This window comes from Pseudarthrobacter linnaei (assembly GCF_055412825.1).
Genome location: NZ_JBVAYX010000001.1, coordinates 20,926 through 38,309, shown reverse-complemented (window position 1 = coordinate 38,309; position 17,384 = coordinate 20,926). Strand labels below are relative to the sequence as shown.

Below are 17,384 nucleotides of genomic sequence, written 5' to 3'. Positions count from 1 at the left end.
GCTCAAGGGGACTGTCCTGCGAAGGACTGGCCGTTCCGCCGCTCAGTCCTCGTGCTTGACCTTGTGCAACCGGGTGACGATGGTCGGACACGGCAGGTTGAGAAGGACCGCGTGGGCTGTGGACCCGAGGACCATCCGGGAGAAACCGCCGCGTCCGCGGCTGCCGATCACCAGGAGCCGGGCGTCCTTGGCCGCTTCGACCAGGGCCTTGGCGGGTTCGGTATCGGGCTCGAGCTTCTGGTGGACGACGAGGTCCGGATACTTGTCGCCCAGCCCGGCCACGGATTCGGCCAGGACGACCCGGTCCTCCTCGAGGATGGTCTCGGCGAGCCCGCTTTTCGGCAACTGGCTCTCGATCCAACGGGCGGGCCGGCGGAAGGCGAGGACTACGGTCAACTCGTCACCACCGCGGTCTGCTTCCGCCGCGGCGATGTCCACTGCCTGCAGGGATTCTTCCGAGCCGTCCACACCAACCACGACGCCGTGGCCACTGGACCCGCGCTTCAGCGGGATCACGGCCGCCGGGATTTCCGAGGCAGAGACGATCTGCAGGGCACGGTCCGTCAGCGGGCCGCCATCCATCCAGTGCTTGTCGTGCTCGCCGACGACCACTATGGATGCTTCCTTCGACACGTCGCGCAGGACCGAGCCGCCGCCGCCATGACGCAACTGGATGTCGACCTTCACGTCGGGCGCCTGCTCCGCGGCGCTGGCTTGCGCCTTCTGGAGCAGGTCCATGCCCGATTGCCTGATCAGCTCGTGGTACTGGAAATCCGGGGACATCCAGCGGTCGTCCACGGCATGGATGATGGTGACCGGAAGCTTGTAGCTGCCCGCCCTTTGGAGGGCCCACGCCAGCGCGGCCTCGCTGCCGGCTGATCCGTTGAAACCGACGACAATTGGTTTATTCATTCTGAATCCTGCTCTTTTCCGTGGCGCGGTCAGTTCTGCAAGGCCATGATCCGGGCGGCAGCCCAAGAGTCCGCCGACACCTCAGTGTGCGCCGGGCCCTGACCTCAGTGTGCGCCGGGCCCTGACCCCCGGTTAGGGCCTTAAGCCCCTCACTCCCCATGGGCACCGTGCGTAGCGTCGAGCCATGCACCAGGACGCGTTGCCGGCAGCCGTTGCGTGGCTGGCGGCATCCGAAGAACCTGCCGTCCGCCGGGCGGCGCATCTGGAATTCCTTGGCACGCCGTGGCCGGGTGGCTCCGTGATCAACGGCAGGATCGTGGCCTCCCTGCTGTCCGGCCAGCGGCCCGACGGCAGCTTCGGCGTCCACCCGTACCGGAAATGGACGGGCGCACACTGGCGGCTCGTCTCCCTGGTCGACCTTGGAGTGTCGGGAGCGGATGCCCCGTCACTGCTGGACGCCGCCGGCACAGTACTGGACTGGCTGCACAGCGACCAGCACCGGAGCCAGATCCGCATCATCAACGGACTCACCCGCCGCTGCGCATCGCAGGAAGGGAACGCCCTGTACGTCTGCAGCCGGCTGGGTCTGGCCACAGACCCCCGGGTGGCCCGGCTGGCCGACGACCTCATCCGCTGGCAGTGGCCCGACGGCGGCTGGAATTGCGACGTCGACGCAGGCGGAGACCGCTCCTCGTTCCACGAATCGCTGCCTGCCGCCAAGGGGCTGTACGCGTACTGGAGTGCCCGCGGTGACCCTGCGGCTTGGGCCGCCGCGGAACGGACGGCGGAGCTGTTGCTGGCACACCGGCTCTTCAAATCCTCCTCGGCCGGGCTTCCGATCGACCCGCGCTGGGTCAAGCTCCGGTACCCGGAGTTCTGGCACTACGGCATCCTCCCGGCCCTGTTGCTGCTGTCCCGGATGGGACTGTGCGGAGACCCGCGTGCGCTGGATGCCTGCGACGTGCTGCGGAGCAAGATGTTGCCCGACGGCCGGTGGCCGGTCGAGGGGGCCTGGTGGCACCCGCCGGGGTCGAAGGGCCAGACTGACGTGACTGACTGGGGCAGAACGGGGCCGAACGACTTTGTGACTCTCAGCGCCGTCCGGATCCTGGCCCCTGGCCCAAGCCCCCGAGGCCCCCATCAGCTGCCTCGTGATGGCCGGCCTGATCGTGAGCCGGACCCGCCAGACCCCGGCCCCCGGAGCACGCCGGCCCAGGCTCCGATTCCCTGACAGGAGCCAACATGGACCACCCCCGCAGGCATGCGGAGGCCCCCGCCGGGCTGTACTGCCTCAGCGGCGCGCCCAGCGGTCTGCTCGCCGCCGTCGCCATGCTGCGCCGGCCCGGTGTCCAGGCGCGGGGAACGGATTAGAAGCCGGTCGGTTCCGTCTCGAATTCCGATTCCGTTGGCGGTCTTTCATGGTGCACCGGTCGCAGTGCGTTGGTGTGTTCGAACCAGATCAGCGCATCGTAGCGTTCACCGATCCGGGTCGGAACGTAGTTCCCGAGCTCCCGCTCGGGGTGGTAGACCACACCGATCGCCCGGTGGCCAAGCCAGGTCGAGAGCCACGGGCCGGACCTGTCCTCACCGAACTCCAGGACCGACGGCACACCCAGGGCCTCGTGCAGGAAGTCTTCGTGGGTGCCCCGCCGGGCCGGCGGAACCGGCAGGATCCGTTCCGGGCTGCCCCACGCGTCCGCGGCGATCACCTCGCCCCGGTGGGAGGCCAGGCCCACCAGCATGACGCCGTCCGCGGCGTGCCGTTCACGCAGCAACTGCCCCACGTTGACGAGCCCGTCCTGGGCCATGTCGGTGGCCCGGGCATCCCCCACGTGGGTGTTGTGCTCCCAAATGAGGCCCTTCGAGTCAGGCCCAAGGTGCCTGCTGAGCCGGTCGATGGTGTCGGCCATGTGGTGGTCCCGGACGTTCCAGGACTGGCGGTCGCCGCGGACCATGATCCGGTAGTAGTGCTCGGCGTTGGCGGCCACTTCGGCATTCTGCACTGCGCCGAAGGCGGCCTCGTCGTGCCCGCCAGGGGTGGACACCCGGCTCCTGACCTCAGTAAGGAGCGCGATGACGTCAGCCTCGCAGGACTGCGGAACCAGCCGCGTACTCCAGGCGTACTTGTGCGGGTCTTCGCTGTGGGGCAGGAAACACTGCCAGGCACGCAGGGCTGCGGGGACGGCCTCGGGCACGTTGTCCTGAAGCCAGCCAATGATCTCCCGGAGTGAATCCCAGAGCGAGTACACATCGAGTCCGTAGAAGCCGACGCGCCGGCTCATCGGACGGCTCAGGTTCCAGGTGCGGAGCCAGTCCAGGAACGCGGCAACCTCCTCGTTCGCCCACATCCACGTGGGCCAGCGTTCGAAGCCGGCGAGCAGGGCATGGACACCCTGCTCCTGCCCCGTCTCGCCCCGCACCCAACGGTTGATCCGCCAGCAGTCCGGCCAGTCCCCCTCCACCCCGATCCAGTTGTAGCCCTCTTCTTCGATGAGGCGGCGGCTGAGGGTGTCACGCCAGGTATAGAACTCGTGCGTGCCGTGGGAGGCTTCCCCGATCGCGACGAACCGGCAGTCCGCCGCCCGCCGGACCAGCCCGTTGAGGTCCCGGTCCGTCTTCAGCGGCCGGGCCAGTGAGTGGATTTCGGCCAGGACTGAGGATTTGGCGACGCCGGAAGTCATCGCGGTTCCTCGATCGGTATCTGCTCCAGGTGTTCTGGGACCCGCGCACGCCAGCCGAGCTCTCGTTTGATCCTGATGCGCAGGGCATCCGAGGCGTCCGGTTCGCCGTGGGTGATGTAGGTCATCCGGGGTTCCCGTTCCGCGGCCTGCATCCACGAGATGATGCCGTCCGCGTCGGCGTGCGCGGACAGGCTTTCCATCTGGATCACTTCAGCCCGGACCAAGATGTCCTCACCATAGATCCGGAGCTCGCGCTCGCCGGCTGCCAGGGTGGAGCCCCGCGTGCCGCCGGCCTGGTAGCCGCTGAGGATCACCGCGTTTTTCGGATCAGGCCCGTACGCGCAGAGATGGTGCAGGATTCTTCCGCCGGTGAGCATTCCACTGGCGGAGATGATGATCATCGGGCCGCCGCGGAGATTCAACAGCTTGGATTCGTCGACCGAGCGGGTGAGCTTGGCGACCTTGTACATATTCAGGTATTCCTGCTCCTTCAGCCGGTGCTCCTCGGGGTGCCGCTGGTACATCCCGGACGCATCGATGGCCATCGGACTGTTGAGGTACACCGGGATGTCCGGGATCAGGTGCTTGCTGCGGAGCCGGGACAGGTGCAGCATCAGGGTTTCCGCCCGGCCGACGGCGAACGCGGCGAACAGCACGACACCGCCGCGCTTCGCGACGCGGTTGATGATGTCCCCGAGCTGCTGTTCAGGGTCCACGGTGGAGTGTTTCCGGTTCCCATAGGTGGACTCCGTGACCAGCACATCGCTCGCGACGAGCGGCCGGGGCGGGTACATCAGCGGGTCGTCCGCCCGGCCCAGGTCCCCGGTGAAGTGCACCGACCGTGAACCGATGCGGACGTGGACCTGCGCGGCGCCGAGGATGTGCCCGGCCGGCAGCAACGTCAGTTCCATGCCCCCGCCGAGGTCCAGCGGATCGTCGAAATCCTGGGTCTGGAAGCTGTTGAGGGACTTCACCGCGTCGGCCGCCGTGTAGAGCGGAAGGGCCGGACTGTGCGTGGACGATCCGCGGTGGGTGGCGTACCGGGCTTCCTCCTCCTGCAGGTAGCCGCTGTCGGGGAGGAGCAGCTTGCACAGGTCCGTGGTACCGGCGGTGGCGATCACCGGTCCGGTAAACCCGTCCCGCACCAGCGCGGGGACGTAGCCGGTATGGTCCAGGTGCGCATGGGTCAGGACCACGGCGTCGATCGAGGCCGGCGGGACCGGGAACGGGGTCCGGTTCCGTTCGCGGCTGCGTTTGTAGCCCTGGAAAAGGCCGCAGTCCACCAGCACGCGTTTTCCGCCGGCCTCGAGAAGGTACCTGGAACCGGTGACGGTGTCGGTGGCTCCGAGGAATCGGAGGGTGGGCTGCTGGTGTTTCATGGTGCTCCCGATCCCGGATGCCCTGCCTCGACTGACCTGCATCGATACGAAACGGCACGGCTGATCCGCGCAGGCGATGTACCAAGCTTCCGCCCGGGCCAGGCCCGCCCCTAGGGCCGAAGGTCACGAGCCGCCGCGGCGACGCGCGCCGCTGTGCGGGGTGCCGCACAGGACCCGGCGGGCGCCGATGGACGGGGTCCGGGCACAGGGCCCGGCGGGTAACCCCGCGCAGCCAGGCCCGGGCACCGGTAGGATCTTCCGGCGGGCCCTTTTACTCGCAAACACCCGGCGGATTCCAGCGGCAAGGACTGATGATGAAGAAGAAATCCACGCGGACGGCGCCCAAGGGCACAACACAGCAGCCTGGGCAGCCTTGGCGTGACCGCCCGTGGACCGCTTCCTACGGTCCAGGCGTTCCGGCGGACCTGGTGCTCCCCGAGGGTTCGCTCGTGGACCTGATGGACAGCTCGGTCCGCCGCTACGGGTCGAAGACCGCCTTGGAATTCTTCGGCGCCCGCACCAGCTACCGCGAACTCGGCAGGCTGATCAGTCTGGCCGCCGCGGGGCTGGAGAAGCTCGGTGTCAAAGCAGGCGACCGGGTTGCCCTGGTAATGCCGAACTGCCCGCAGCACATCGTGGCCTTCCATGCCGTGCTGCGCCTCGGCGCCGTCGTCGTCGAGCACAATCCCCTCTACACGGACCGGGAACTGCGCCACCAGTTCGAGGACCACGGGGCCGCCGTTGCGATCGTCTGGGACAAGGCAGTGGAGCGGGTCCGCCAGCTGCCGGCCGACGTCGGGCTCCGCAGCATCGTCTCGGTGGAACTCATCCCCGCGATGCCGCTGCTGCAGCGCCTGGCGCTGCGGCTTCCGGTTCCCGCAGCCCGCAAGGCCCGAGCTGCCCTCTCCGTCGGCAAGGACCAGCCCAGGGGCCGGACGGCCCCGGCCTCCCGCCCTGTGCTTCCCTGGCGGAAGCTTCTCGACGCCGGAGAACTCAAGAGGAAACATCCGCGGCCCGCGGCCCGGGACCTCGCAGTCCTCCAGTACACCTCCGGCACCACGGGACTGCCGAAGGCCGCCATGCTCAGCCACGCCAATCTGCAGGCCAACGCGGCGCAGGGCCGGGCATGGGTGCCGGGGCTCAAGGACGGCCGGGAGACCGTGTACGCGGTGCTGCCGATGTTCCACGCCTACGGTCTGACCCTGTGCATGACGTTCGCCCTAAGCATCGGCGCGAAGCTGGTACTGTTCCCGAAGTTCGACGTCGACCTGGTCCTGAAGGCGCTCAAGAAGTCCCCGGCGACCTTCCTGCCGGCCGTGCCGCCCATTTATGACCGGATCGCCGCCGCGGCGGCGGAACGCGGCATCGGGCTCGAAAGCATCCGCTTCTCCATTTCCGGTGCAATGAACCTGCCGACGTCGACCGTGGAGACCTGGGAAAAGGCGACCGGCGGCTACCTGATCGAAGGCTACGGACTGACCGAAACGTCCCCGATCGCGATCGGCAACCCCTTCGGACCCAGCCGCAAACCGGGGACCGTCGGGGTGCCGTTCCCACTGACCGACATCCGGGTGGTGGATCCCCGGAACGTCGCCCTGGACCGCGCCCCGGGCGAAGAAGGGGAACTCCTGATCCGCGGCCCGCAGGTGTTCTCCGGCTACTGGAACCGCCCGGAGGAGACCGAGGAGTCACTGCTCGACGGCGGCTGGTTCCGCACCGGCGACATCGTCTCCGTGGACAACGACTACTTCGTGACGATCCGGGACCGGATCAAGGAGCTGATCATCACGGGTGGATTCAACGTCTCACCCAGCGAGGTGGAGGACGTCCTCGCCACGTTCCCCGGAATTTCGGAAGTCTCCGTGGTCGGGTTGCCACGTCCCGGAGGGGGCGAGGACGTGGTCGCCGCCGTCGTGCCCATCCCGGGAACCACCATCGATCCCGACGCGCTCCTGGTCTTTGCCCGGAAACACCTGACCGCCTACAAGGTGCCGCGCCGGGTGGTGGTGCTCGACTCCTTGCCCCGCTCGCTCATCGGCAAGGTCCTCCGCCGGGAAATCCGGGACACCCTCGTCGCAGGTCACTGACTGGCTGGACTCATAGGCGTTCCTGTGGGCCCCGCCTTCCTGGAGGGTGTGGTTACATGGTTCGGCCTTGCCGTTCTGCCAGGGGCGGCGGGGTTCCGTGCGCCGGTGTTTGGCGCCCAGACCGCGATGACCTTGGCGATTCCGCGGACCGGACGTCGGCCAGGGCGTTGTCGATCATGAGGTCGCGCACAGGTGCCCCGTTCGCGATTCCTCCAAGTTTCTTGACTTCAGTGTGCCGCAGCCCTCCGGCGGTCCCGGGCCAGCCCGACCAGGCCTTCGCGGTGCTTTTCGCCCGCCGGGAGTACCTTCGACCCTCGCCGCGGCCACGACTCCGGCGGGCCATGCCGGCGCATCAGCCGGCCCCTCAAAGGCTGGTGTCGGCAGGGACTCCGGCGCGCAGCCGGGCCAACGGCGAGGTCTGCCTGCTTCCACGCCTGAAGCGAATAAGCCCGAAGTTCTTTTCCGGTAGGGCCATCGCAAGGTACCAGGCGACACCGAGGGGAAGCAGGATAAGGCTTGTGAGCAGGGTATAGAAGGGCATCAACAGCAACCAAGAGTTCCGGGTCCTCCAGTGAATGCAGTAAACCATGCCGAAATAGAGTAGACCGGCCACGAGGAGTGACCACCCTGGTTGCAGGAGAGCCGACCATCGCAGGAAGAAGAAAGCGAAGAGGACTACGGCTCCGTAAATCCAGAAAAAGGGATGCCAGAAGCTGAATCGGATATTCATCACGTACAGTCTGAACTCACCGCCGGACCACGCCAACCGCTGCCGCCACCAGGAACCCCACGTTGACGGAACATCCGTATGGACAGAGAAGGGGATGTGTGTCACCCGGTACCCGAGTCGTTCGGCGATCAAACCCGTTTCGACATCATTTCCTTGGAAGAACAGAGAGTGTTGCGCCATGATCCTCCGCATCGAAGACGATCTACCCACGTGACACGCCCCGCTGAGGAGCCACGGAATGACAAACCGAAGACGCATCGCGAGACGGTACTCGTGTCGTTGCAGTTGGACCAACGCATTCCCCTGATCCTGGGGAACCAACTCTACGGATGCAACGTCGTCCCCTCTCAGCGAGAGTTCGTCCACCAATTCCCGCAGGGGTCTCGACGACGTTGTATCCGCATCCATACACACGACATAGGTAGCGGTCACGACTGACTCCAGGGCATCACGGACCACACGATCACGGATAGTCCCTCCGGTCCTTCTGAGACCATTGGACGGCGGCGCTGTATAGTCGCTCGCGAATATTCTAAAACCGTTGATGGATGCAATTCGCTGGAGAGAAGCGTGAAAAGCCTCAGTCTCGCCGGACGTCGTGCATAAGATGACGGAATTCCCATACTTGCGGAGATATTCGATGTTGGTCAGATACTTGGTATCCCCATAGATCGGAACTAGGACTTCGAACGATTCCCCCGCTTGAATTTTTTCAAGTTCGTGATTCCGGAATAGGCTACTGCGCGCAGCCGCAATCGCATCAACTGTTACTGCCAGTGCGGGCAGCAGCAAAAGTGGTAGTACGGTTCCGATCCAGTCCATTATTCGCCTTTCGGTCAACATTGAATTCAAGCGCTGTCCGGACGAGACCGGGATGTGCGCCATGGCTAACGAGCTGGCGAAGTGAATTCAGGGCTTCTTCTATTGGGTAGTAGCCGACGTCCACCCTGAGGATCCTCGGGTGTGCCGTCGAATAGTATGTTTCGCGCTGATCAAAGAGTTCTTCCGAAAGCTTCTCGCCAGGACGAAGCCCGGTGTACTGAATGGCCGGAGGAAGGCATCCAGCCAATTCGACGTAGCGCCGTACCAGTGACTCGATAAGAACTGGCGATCCCATGTCAAGGACATACGTTTCTCCCTGTTGCGCAAGACACGCCGCTTCAATCACCAGGCCCGCCGCTTCCGGGATGGTCATGAAATAGCGTGAAACGTTAGGGTCGGTAATCCTGATACAGTCCCCGTTCTCGATCTGCGTGACGAGAGTCGGAAGAAAGGACCCGCGGCTCCCGAGTACGTTACCGAAACGGACGCTGGCGATCTTGGTATCAGACGTGCGCGCATACTTGGCTGCAACATGTTCTGCGAGTCTCTTGGACCAGCCGAGCGCGGACGTCGGATTAGCAGCCTTGTCAGTACTGATGTTGACCACACGGTCCACATTCGCCGCGATTGCGGCGACAATCACGGCCTCCGTGCCGAAGACGTTGGTCTTGACTGCAGCTTCGGGAGCACGTTCCAGGAGTGGAAGATGCTTGTGGGCCGCAGCGTGGAAGACTATGTCGGGCTTCACTTCCTGCATGAGGCGCCGCATCAATTGTTCGTCCCTGACATCAGCAAGACGATAGGTTTCGTCGTCAAGCAGCGCCACACCCTCCTCCCCCATCTGGAGGTTGTAGAGGGCAAATTCGTCATTGTCCACGTAGTAGATCTGCTTCGCCCGCAGGAGTCGGATCTGCCGCGCAAGTTCAGAACCGATTGACCCACCGGCCCCTGTTACCAGGATAGTTTTGTCTTCGATGAGCGCTTTGGCACTCTGTCCGTAGACATGGATGGCTTCCCGGCCAAGAAGTCTTTCCGCACACACTCTTTGAACCATCGCTGACCCCCAATATAATCAGATGCTTATCCAGCTCATGACAAATCCGGTTAAATGCAGGCGGGTCTCAAAATGCCACGTAACTTCTCGGGAGAACGGAGCAATCAACGGCGTAATCAATGGACAATCCACTATTTCCGCTGCAAATTCTTTGTTCTGAGACCTTCCTATCCAAGCAAACAGGTTCAGAGTCACCAGTACACGAGTAGTCTGTACCCGCATCGCCTCTGTGAAGATCGATTGGCTACTCGAAAAGTAATTGCGACTACTTGGAAAATTGGTAGCGGCGAAGAAGTCATCCCAGACATGTAGATGTAATTGCGACGCCCTTCAGAGCCAAGCCCCCATTTGCGACGCCCTCCAGCGCCCAGCTATTAACTGGCCGTAGTGATGTCCGGCCGCAGGCGCTCTTCGATAAACTCGATGGTCCGTTCCAGCGCCGCTTTCGTCGGGTGTCCCGGGGTGTCCACCAGGTCCACCGTCAGGACGCAGTGCGCGGATGATGCGATGCCGAACGGGTTGCCCGGCGACGAATCGACCTCAATGCCTTCGAAGCTCTCACCGAACTCCCGCCGCAGGGTGGCGAAGCGCTCCGCCGGGCACCCCCGGTCGTTACTGAACCGCAGACCGAGCACCCGGAGTCCCTGGCTGGTCCGCGCCTTCACGCGCGCCAGTTCCTCCCCATCCAGCCCGAGCGCGGCACGCCTCCGCGCGGTCAGACCCGCCGGCAGCGCGGGCTGACTCATGACCGGCGCCAGGACTGCGGGTTCCATCGCCATCGCGAGGGCGAAGCTCCCCGTCATGCACATGCCGATCGCCCCGACGCCGGGACCGCCGCACTCCCGGTGCGCCTGGACGGCGAGGGCGCGCAGCCAACTCGTGGCCGGGCTGCTGCGGTTCGCCAGCACGGCGAATTCGCGGGAAATGCAGACCTTCGCGATGGACTTCACGATTCCCTCGCCCGCCTTTCCGCCGGGCCGCCCGAACATTGAGGGGAGGTAGACGGTGAAGCCCCGCTCGATCAGCCGGCGGCCGAGGTCCAGCACGCCCGGGTGGATCCCGGGAACCTCGTGGATCAGGATCACGGCCGTGCCCGCCCCGGCCCGAAAGACCTGGTGGCGGATGCCGCCGTGGCTGAAGGTCGACTCGGTGAAGCCCCCCAGCGCTTCCCCTTGCTCCGGTGGCTCCCGGTGCTCGGACGGTTCCCGGTGCTCCGGCATGGACGGCTCCCCTCGGTTCCGGGCGGCACTGCTGGAGACACTTCAGCCGCCCGCGTACCGGACATGCTGCGGAACCGGTGGCGCCGCCGTCGACGGCAGATCCCTTGCGGCGCTCCGAATCAGCTGATAGGCCTGTAACAGGCCAAAAGGTAGGGTGCTTAATACTAGAGACCCACGGCCTGAGCAGGCGGTGGTTGCAGAAGGGAAGTTCACGTGACCCGCAAGAATCCCCAGGTCGAGGAAAACGACGAAAAGGACATCGTGGTCGGCGACGGTCCAAAGGACTGGGCCGCCGGCATCCCCGGGGTGCTGCACTCCATGAAGCCGGCGATCGAACACATGGGCCTGAACCGCACCCGCAAGACGGTGCTGGCGATGAACCAGAAGGACGGTTTCGACTGCCCCAGCTGCGCGTGGCCGGACCCGAACCACCGCAAGGCTTTTGAGTTCTGTGAGAACGGCGCGAAGGCGGTCACCTGGGAAGCGACGCCGGTGGTCATTGGCCGGGAGTTCTGGGCGGAACATTCCGTCAGTGAACTGCGGACGCATTCCGAGTACTGGCTGGGGATGCAGGGCCGGCTCACCGAGCCGGTCCACAAGCCGGCCGGGGAGGACCACTACAAGCCGGTCAGCTGGCCGGAGGCGATCCGCATCATCGCGGACAAACTCAAGGGCCTGGACTCACCGGACGAAGCAGCCTTCTACACCAGTGGACGCACCTCCAACGAGGCTGCCTTCCTCTACCAGCTGGTGGTCCGCGGCTACGGCACCAACAACCTGCCGGACTGTTCCAATATGTGCCACGAGTCCTCGGGCTGGGCCATGGGCCAGACCATCGGCATCGGCAAGGCCACCGTCAGCTTTGACGATTTTGCCAAGGCTGACCTAATCATCGTTATGGGCCAGAACCCCGGCACCAACCACCCGCGGATGTTGACCGAGCTGGAGGCTTGCAAGGAAAACGGCGGCGAGATCGTCGCCGTCAATCCCCTGCCGGAGGCCGGCCTGCGCCGGTACAAGAACCCGCAGAAGGTCAAGGGCATCATCGGCCGCGGGACGGAGATAGCGGACCAGTTCCTGCACATCCGCATCGGCGGCGACATGGCGCTGCTGCAGGCCATCTCCAAACGTGTGTTCGACGCCGAGTCACGGAACCCGGGCACCGTCCTGGACCACGCGTTCCTCGCCGAGCACTGCGAGGGGCTGGACGAGCTCAAGGAACACCTCAGCCTGCTGGACGAGGACGCGGTCCTGCTGGCGACCAGCCTGCGCACCGAGGAAATCGATGAACTCGCCGCGCGTTACTTGAAGGCCGAGAAAGTCATCATCACCTGGGCCATGGGCATCACGCAGCAGAAGAAGGGCGTGGCCACCATCAAGGAGATCATCAACCTGCTCCTGCTGCGCGGGAACATCGGCAAGCCCGGCGCCGGCGCCTCGCCCATCCGCGGCCACAGCAACGTCCAGGGCGACCGCACCATGGGGATCTGGGAGCAGATGCCGCAGTCCTTCCTGGACTCCCTCGGCGAGGAGTTCGGCTTCGCGCCGCCCCGCGACCACGGCGTGGACGCGGTGGAAACCATCAACAAGATGCGCGACGGCGGCATCAAGGCGTTCATAGCGCTCGGCGGGAACTTCGTCGGCGCCATTTCCGACACCAACGCCACCGAAGCGGCCATGCAGAACACCGAACTGTCCGTACAGATTTCCACGAAACTCAACCGGTCCCATACCGTGACCGGCGCCGAAGCCCTGATCCTGCCCACTATGGGCCGGAGCGAAATCGACATCCAGGAGTCCGGCCCGCAGTTCGTGTCCGTGGAGGACACGGTCTGCGCCGTGCACCCCTCTTGGGGCAAAGTTGAACCGGTCTCGCACCACCTGCTCTCCGAACCGGCGATTGTCAGCCGGCTCGGCAAGGCGCTGGTCGGAGACAAAGTCAAGGCCGACTGGGACGGTTTCGAAAAGAACTACGACCTGATCCGGGATCACATCTCGCGGGTCGTCGGCGGCTGCGAGAACTACAACGAACGCATCCGGCAGGAGGGCGGCTTCATCCTGGCGAACGGTCCGCGGGATTCCCGCACCTTCCCCACCCCGACCGGCAAGGCAGTGCTGACCGTCAACGACCTGGAGCACGTGGAGAAGCCTGCGGGCACCCTGATCCTTCAGAGCATGCGCTCCCACGACCAGTTCAACACCACCATCTACGGCCATAACGACCGCTACCGGGGCATCAAGAAGGGGCGCCTCGTGGTGTTCGTGAACCCGGACGACATCGCCGAACTGGGCCTGGCGGACGGAATGTTCGTTGATATCCGGGGCGAGTACCAAGATGGCGTGGAGCGTATGGTCCGCAAGTTCCGGGTGGTCTCCTACCCGACCGCCCGCGGCTGCGCGGCGGCGTACTATCCGGAAGCCAACGTGCTGGTGCCGCTGAACCATACGGCTGAAGGCAGCAACACCCCGGTGTCAAAGGCTGTGATCGTGCGGCTCGAACCCAGCGAGGACCAGACCCCGGACGGTTCGACCACAGTGGCATCCGGCGCGGCCAGCACGCAGTAGTGCGCCACCCCGCGGGAACGTTCCGCGGGACACGAGCACAGGCTAGCTCCACGTGCGAGCTCCACGGGGACATGCCCCACTTTGGCGGCGGCCACTGGACGTCATGCCAATATGTCCATCCGCGGGCGCCCAGGGAGGGCATATCCCGCGGTGGCTGCCAGGTCCTCCACGGGGACATGCCCCACTTTGGCGGCGGCCACTGGACATCATGCCAATATGTCCATCCGCGGGCGCCCAGGGAGGGCATGTCCAGCCGGGGGCCTGGATCCTGTGGCTATTGGGCGCGCTTGGCCCAGCCCTTTTCGTCGGGGCCGCCGGACTCACCGTCCGCACAGAGCTCGAGGACTTTGTTGGACGCCGCGTGAACCGCCTCCTGCGCGCTCTTCCTGCCGTCGGTCGACGCGGTTCCCGCGGCGTACCCGACGATGAAGGCGCTGATGGCGTCTGCGTGCGGCCCGACGGCCTTCAGCGACCCGTCCGCGACCTGGACGATCTTCTCGTGGTCCACTTCCAGGTCAAGGATCTGCAGTGCCTGAATCAGGCGGGCGCTCCAGTGCCGCAGTGCGCTGTCTTCGTCCCGGGTCAAAGTCATTGTTGCTCCTTTACATTGGTGCGTCAGCCGATTGGCGTTCCTCACAAGGGTTAGCACCGACGCCGTGGTTCCGCAACGCGACACAGGCAAAACCCCGACGCCGGAGGAGGCCACATGTCATTTTCAGTACTCGCCTGCACAGCGTTCCGCGTGTTTCCAAGGTTCTGCAGGCCAGTATTGAGCGTTGAATTTTCAGTACTTTCCTGCACGACTCGCAGCTTTCGCTCGATACTCCTATACACCCTGATTCTCAGGGGCGTGTTGGTTCCGCCGCACTGCGTTGCCCGCGTTCAATTGCCCGGTAGACAGTGGAGCGGCCGACACTAAACAGCTCCGCCAGCTCTGCCTTGCTGTATTTCCCCGCGGCGTGCAGTTCGAGGAGGTGATTTTCCTGTTTGACGGTGAGTTTCGGTTGTTTCCCTCGTAGCCGGCCCTTGGCCTTGGCAACCTTCATTCCTTCACGGGTGCGCATGCGGATGAGGTCGGCTTCGAACTCGGAGATCATCGCCAACACGTTGAACAGCAGTTTGCCCATCGGGTCAACGGGGTCGTGGACGGATCCACCAATGCTGAGTTTGATTTCGCGGTTAGCGAGGCCATCTGCAATTTCGTGGGCATCACGGACGGAACGGGCCAAGCGGTCAAGTTTCGTGACGACGAAGGTATCCCCCGCCCGGCACGCGGCCAGGGCTTCGCGAAGTCCGGCGCGGTTCTTGTTCGTGCCAGTAAAGCCGTGGTCAACATAAATTCGTTCAGACTCAACGCCAAGGGCAGCGAGGGCATCACGCTGCGCAGTGAGGTCTTGCGCCTCGGTGGACACGCGCGCGTAGCCGACCAGTATTTTTGACATGGAAAATAGTGTGTCATATAGAGCCCCCTTACCGAACACTTCACCGGACGGGTCTTACGGGACGCTGATGGGCCCCAGCTCGCAATGATGCAGTTCAGCGGTGTGTGCGACCGCTGGAGGACCTTCTTACGGGACGGCCCGAATGTCAATCCGGACAGACCCCTAACGGGACGACGCCACTAATTCGGTGGCCAAAAGAAGTGCTGTACCTGATTCGTCTTTTGGACGATAAACGCCGCTCTATGTTGACGCCCGAAAAGTTGTCGGGCAAAACATGGAACCTTTCGATGTGTGCGGACACTATGGGGTATGGACGGAGATGACGAAGGGACAGACGAGGTACTTTGGAAGCTCGTCGTTAATGGGGACGGTGACGCCTTTGGCGCACTGTTTGATCGCCACCGCGATCGGGTTCTGCGTCACGCCCTGAGGCTCGTCGGCTCCGCTCATGCCGCCGAAGACGTCACTGCAATGGTGTTCTATGAGGCGTGGCGTCGCCGTGAATACGTGCGCATGGTCAACGGCTCCATCGTTGCCTGGCTGCTGGTCACCGCGAACAACACCATCCGCAACGATCTGCGCCAACGCCGGCGGTACAAGAACTTTCTAAACCGCCTCCCTCCACCGGCACATAGCCCCGATATCGCTGAGGCGTTCGCCGACGAGAACCAGCAGGAATTTGAGGCCGCGACGCTAGACCGGGCCTTCGCACGATTGCGCCAAGTGGACCGCAACGTGCTGACGCTTTGCGTGGTTGAAGAAATGAACATCCGAGACGCTGCGACCGCACTCGGTATCCCCGAAGGCACCGTGAAATCCCGACTAAACCGGGCCAAAACAAAGCTCGGACACCTCTATGACGAAGTTTCCAGCACTTATGCGATCGACCGTCAGGCCGCGTTTGAAAGGAGGCCACAATGAAGACACACCAGTTCCAGCCCGACAGAAGCGACGCGCTTCGCCGCCAGCTCGTGGACATGCCGGCACAAGAGCTCCCCAGGAGACGGCCGACAGGAAACTCGCAGGTTCCTGCAGCCAACCTGGCGTCCACCGATCATGGTCCTCTCCACAGACCACAACGCACGCGCCGCGTGGTGTTGACGATGGCCGCAGCCAGTGTCGGCGTGATCGTTCTGGGTCAGACCAATATGTCGATCCAGAGCGCCCACGCGGCCGGTCTCCTGCGGTCAGCAGCGGAACAAACTATGGCCTTTTCAGACCCCACGCCGGGTCCAGGGGAATACCTGCGCGTCCACACCCACGCCAACTGGCTGGCGGGCCGAAGCGATACTGCTGGAAATGACATGTTCACCATGAACGCCCAGACCATTGACGTCTACGTTCCCGGGGACCCCTCACGCGATTGGGTACTAGACCGGGACTGGGGCGCCATCGCCCCGCGCCCCGGTCAGAAGGACACCATCCACGCACCCGGTGGCGAGTTCTACGGGATCCCCTGGACCGTGATCGATAAGCAGGAACTTATAGGCCTGCCTCGCGAAGGCAAGGCCCTGATCGAGCACTTTAATGCCCAGTACCAGGGAGGGTCCGCGTCGCGGGACGAGGATAACTTCGTGCGCATTACGGATCTGCTGCGGACCGGACTTGTCCCGGCAGACCTGCGCGCAGGCCTCTACGAGGCGCTGGCACTGATCCCGGGCGTGAACGCCAGTGAGCAAACCAATTTTGATGGGAAACCAGGGATCTCCATCGGTCGATCAGAGCCGCTCCGGGCAGGACAACGCGATGAAATCATCATTGACCCGGCCACTGGCCTGGTCATCGGTGAACGCACCGTTATGACTTACGCACTCTTCGGGCTGGGAGCCAATAATCTCACCGCTCATACCGCCATTGACTACAGCATCGTTGGATCCGTCCCGCCGGCGAACCAGCCAGCCATGGAGGCCGGAGGGCCAGAGAAATGACCCACCGAAACGCTGTCAGCTCGGCAGGATCTGACAGCCGGACACTCCTTGCTCTCTTGGCTGCGTTCACAGCCGCCATGCTCTGGTGGATAGGCATCGTCGGCACCATCACCACTGGAGGCGGTGGAGCAATATTCCTCACCGTCCCAGCCCTGGCCACCATCGGAACCATCATGATCGGACATCGACACGGACGCCACTGGCCAATTCCCACGGCGCAACGACAACGCAGACACAGGAGCGCGCCACTGCCCGGCGCCCCCTATTCCGTTGTTAACCTGTGCGCATTTACGACCGCCTTATTGTGGTGGATAGGCATCACCGGTCTCGTCAACACAGGAGGCAGCGGAGCGCAGCCCTTCCTGACAGTTCCAACCATTGCAAGCATTGGGACACTAATAATCGCGCTCCGTCACCACCAAGGAAGAACCAGCAGCACGAGAAGTTAGCAGCCCGCCACGACCGTAGCGCTTAACAGAGCCATACGCATGGACATGTCCCGGGGAGGGTTTCCCAACGTAATGCATGTCAGGAAGCCCGCCAGGATCACCAGTCAGCTGGTGT

14 protein-coding genes are annotated in these 17,384 nt (G+C 64.1%); 6 read left to right on the top strand and 8 right to left on the bottom strand.

Features of this window, described 5'->3' with window-relative positions; genetic code table 11:
- Window positions 1–42 precede the first annotated feature (42 nt).
- On the bottom strand, window positions 43–912 hold the full coding sequence (locus tag ACZYZ3_RS00170) for a universal stress protein (RefSeq protein WP_463961859.1): 870 nt from the start codon (window positions 910–912) through the stop codon (window positions 43–45).
- Between the two features lie 184 nt (window positions 913–1,096).
- Between ACZYZ3_RS00170 and ACZYZ3_RS00165 the strand changes: the two genes are divergently transcribed.
- Complete coding sequence (locus ACZYZ3_RS00165) at window positions 1,097–2,143, top strand: hypothetical protein (RefSeq protein ID WP_463961858.1); 1,047 nt, start codon at window positions 1,097–1,099, stop codon at window positions 2,141–2,143.
- Window positions 2,144–2,154: 11 nt separating this feature from the next.
- Window positions 2,155–2,283, top strand: a complete 129-nt coding sequence (locus tag ACZYZ3_RS00160; RefSeq protein ID WP_463961857.1) for a hypothetical protein — start codon at window positions 2,155–2,157, stop codon at window positions 2,281–2,283.
- On the opposite strand, the gene ACZYZ3_RS00155 is transcribed toward ACZYZ3_RS00160, so the two are convergent.
- Entirely contained in the window at window positions 2,280–3,593 is a 1,314-nt protein-coding gene (locus ACZYZ3_RS00155) for an erythromycin esterase family protein (protein WP_463961856.1), read from the bottom strand. The two genes, ACZYZ3_RS00160 and ACZYZ3_RS00155, sit on opposite strands and share 4 nt — an antisense overlap.
- On the bottom strand, window positions 3,590–4,972 hold the full coding sequence (locus ACZYZ3_RS00150) for an MBL fold metallo-hydrolase RNA specificity domain-containing protein (protein WP_463961855.1): 1,383 nt from the start codon (window positions 4,970–4,972) through the stop codon (window positions 3,590–3,592). The genes ACZYZ3_RS00155 and ACZYZ3_RS00150 overlap by 4 nt, the downstream gene beginning before the upstream one ends.
- 314 nt (window positions 4,973–5,286) lie before the next feature.
- On the opposite strand from ACZYZ3_RS00150, the gene ACZYZ3_RS00145 reads away from it, so the two are divergent.
- The gene (locus ACZYZ3_RS00145) at window positions 5,287–7,059 is read left to right on the top strand and encodes a long-chain-fatty-acid--CoA ligase (RefSeq protein ID WP_463962162.1); all 1,773 of its coding nucleotides are present in this window, start codon (window positions 5,287–5,289) and stop codon (window positions 7,057–7,059) included.
- A 364-nt stretch (window positions 7,060–7,423) separates the two neighbouring features.
- Here ACZYZ3_RS00145 and ACZYZ3_RS00140 read toward each other — a convergent pair whose 3' ends face one another.
- From ACZYZ3_RS00140 to ACZYZ3_RS00130, 3 genes are all read right to left on the bottom strand, one after another.
- Window positions 7,424–8,611 carry a glycosyltransferase family 2 protein gene (locus tag ACZYZ3_RS00140; protein ID WP_463961854.1) on the bottom strand — a complete coding sequence of 396 codons (1,188 nt, stop codon included), beginning with the start codon at window positions 8,609–8,611 and terminating at the stop codon, window positions 7,424–7,426.
- Window positions 8,550–9,569, bottom strand: coding sequence for a polysaccharide biosynthesis protein (locus ACZYZ3_RS00135; RefSeq protein ID WP_463962161.1), 1,020 nt, complete (start codon window positions 9,567–9,569; stop codon window positions 8,550–8,552). The genes ACZYZ3_RS00140 and ACZYZ3_RS00135 overlap by 62 nt, the downstream gene beginning before the upstream one ends.
- Before the next feature lie 470 nt (window positions 9,570–10,039).
- The gene (locus ACZYZ3_RS00130) at window positions 10,040–10,885 is read right to left on the bottom strand and encodes a dienelactone hydrolase family protein (protein WP_463961853.1); all 846 of its coding nucleotides are present in this window, start codon (window positions 10,883–10,885) and stop codon (window positions 10,040–10,042) included.
- A 213-nt stretch (window positions 10,886–11,098) separates the two neighbouring features.
- Between ACZYZ3_RS00130 and ACZYZ3_RS00125 the strand changes: the two genes are divergently transcribed.
- A complete protein-coding gene (locus tag ACZYZ3_RS00125; protein ID WP_463961852.1) occupies window positions 11,099–13,450 on the top strand; it encodes an FdhF/YdeP family oxidoreductase in 2,352 nt (783 codons plus the stop codon).
- A gap of 274 nt (window positions 13,451–13,724) precedes the next feature.
- Here the strand turns inward: ACZYZ3_RS00125 and ACZYZ3_RS00120 are convergent, their stop codons facing one another.
- Both ACZYZ3_RS00120 and ACZYZ3_RS00115 read right to left on the bottom strand, forming a co-directional pair.
- The gene (locus ACZYZ3_RS00120) at window positions 13,725–14,042 is read right to left on the bottom strand and encodes a DUF6457 domain-containing protein (RefSeq protein ID WP_463961851.1); all 318 of its coding nucleotides are present in this window, start codon (window positions 14,040–14,042) and stop codon (window positions 13,725–13,727) included.
- A 250-nt stretch (window positions 14,043–14,292) separates the two neighbouring features.
- Window positions 14,293–14,892 (bottom strand): recombinase family protein, encoded by a 600-nt coding sequence (locus tag ACZYZ3_RS00115; RefSeq protein WP_463961850.1) that lies wholly within the window; start codon window positions 14,890–14,892, stop codon window positions 14,293–14,295.
- Window positions 14,893–15,201: 309 nt separating this feature from the next.
- On the opposite strand from ACZYZ3_RS00115, the gene ACZYZ3_RS00110 reads away from it, so the two are divergent.
- The gene (locus ACZYZ3_RS00110; RefSeq protein WP_463961849.1) at window positions 15,202–15,813 is read left to right on the top strand and encodes an RNA polymerase sigma factor; all 612 of its coding nucleotides are present in this window, start codon (window positions 15,202–15,204) and stop codon (window positions 15,811–15,813) included.
- Window positions 15,810–16,820: a hypothetical protein gene (locus ACZYZ3_RS00105; RefSeq protein WP_463961848.1), complete on the top strand. Its 1,011-nt coding sequence runs from the start codon at window positions 15,810–15,812 to the stop codon at window positions 16,818–16,820. The genes ACZYZ3_RS00110 and ACZYZ3_RS00105 overlap by 4 nt, the downstream gene beginning before the upstream one ends.
- The last annotated feature ends 564 nt before the right edge of the window (window positions 16,821–17,384 follow it).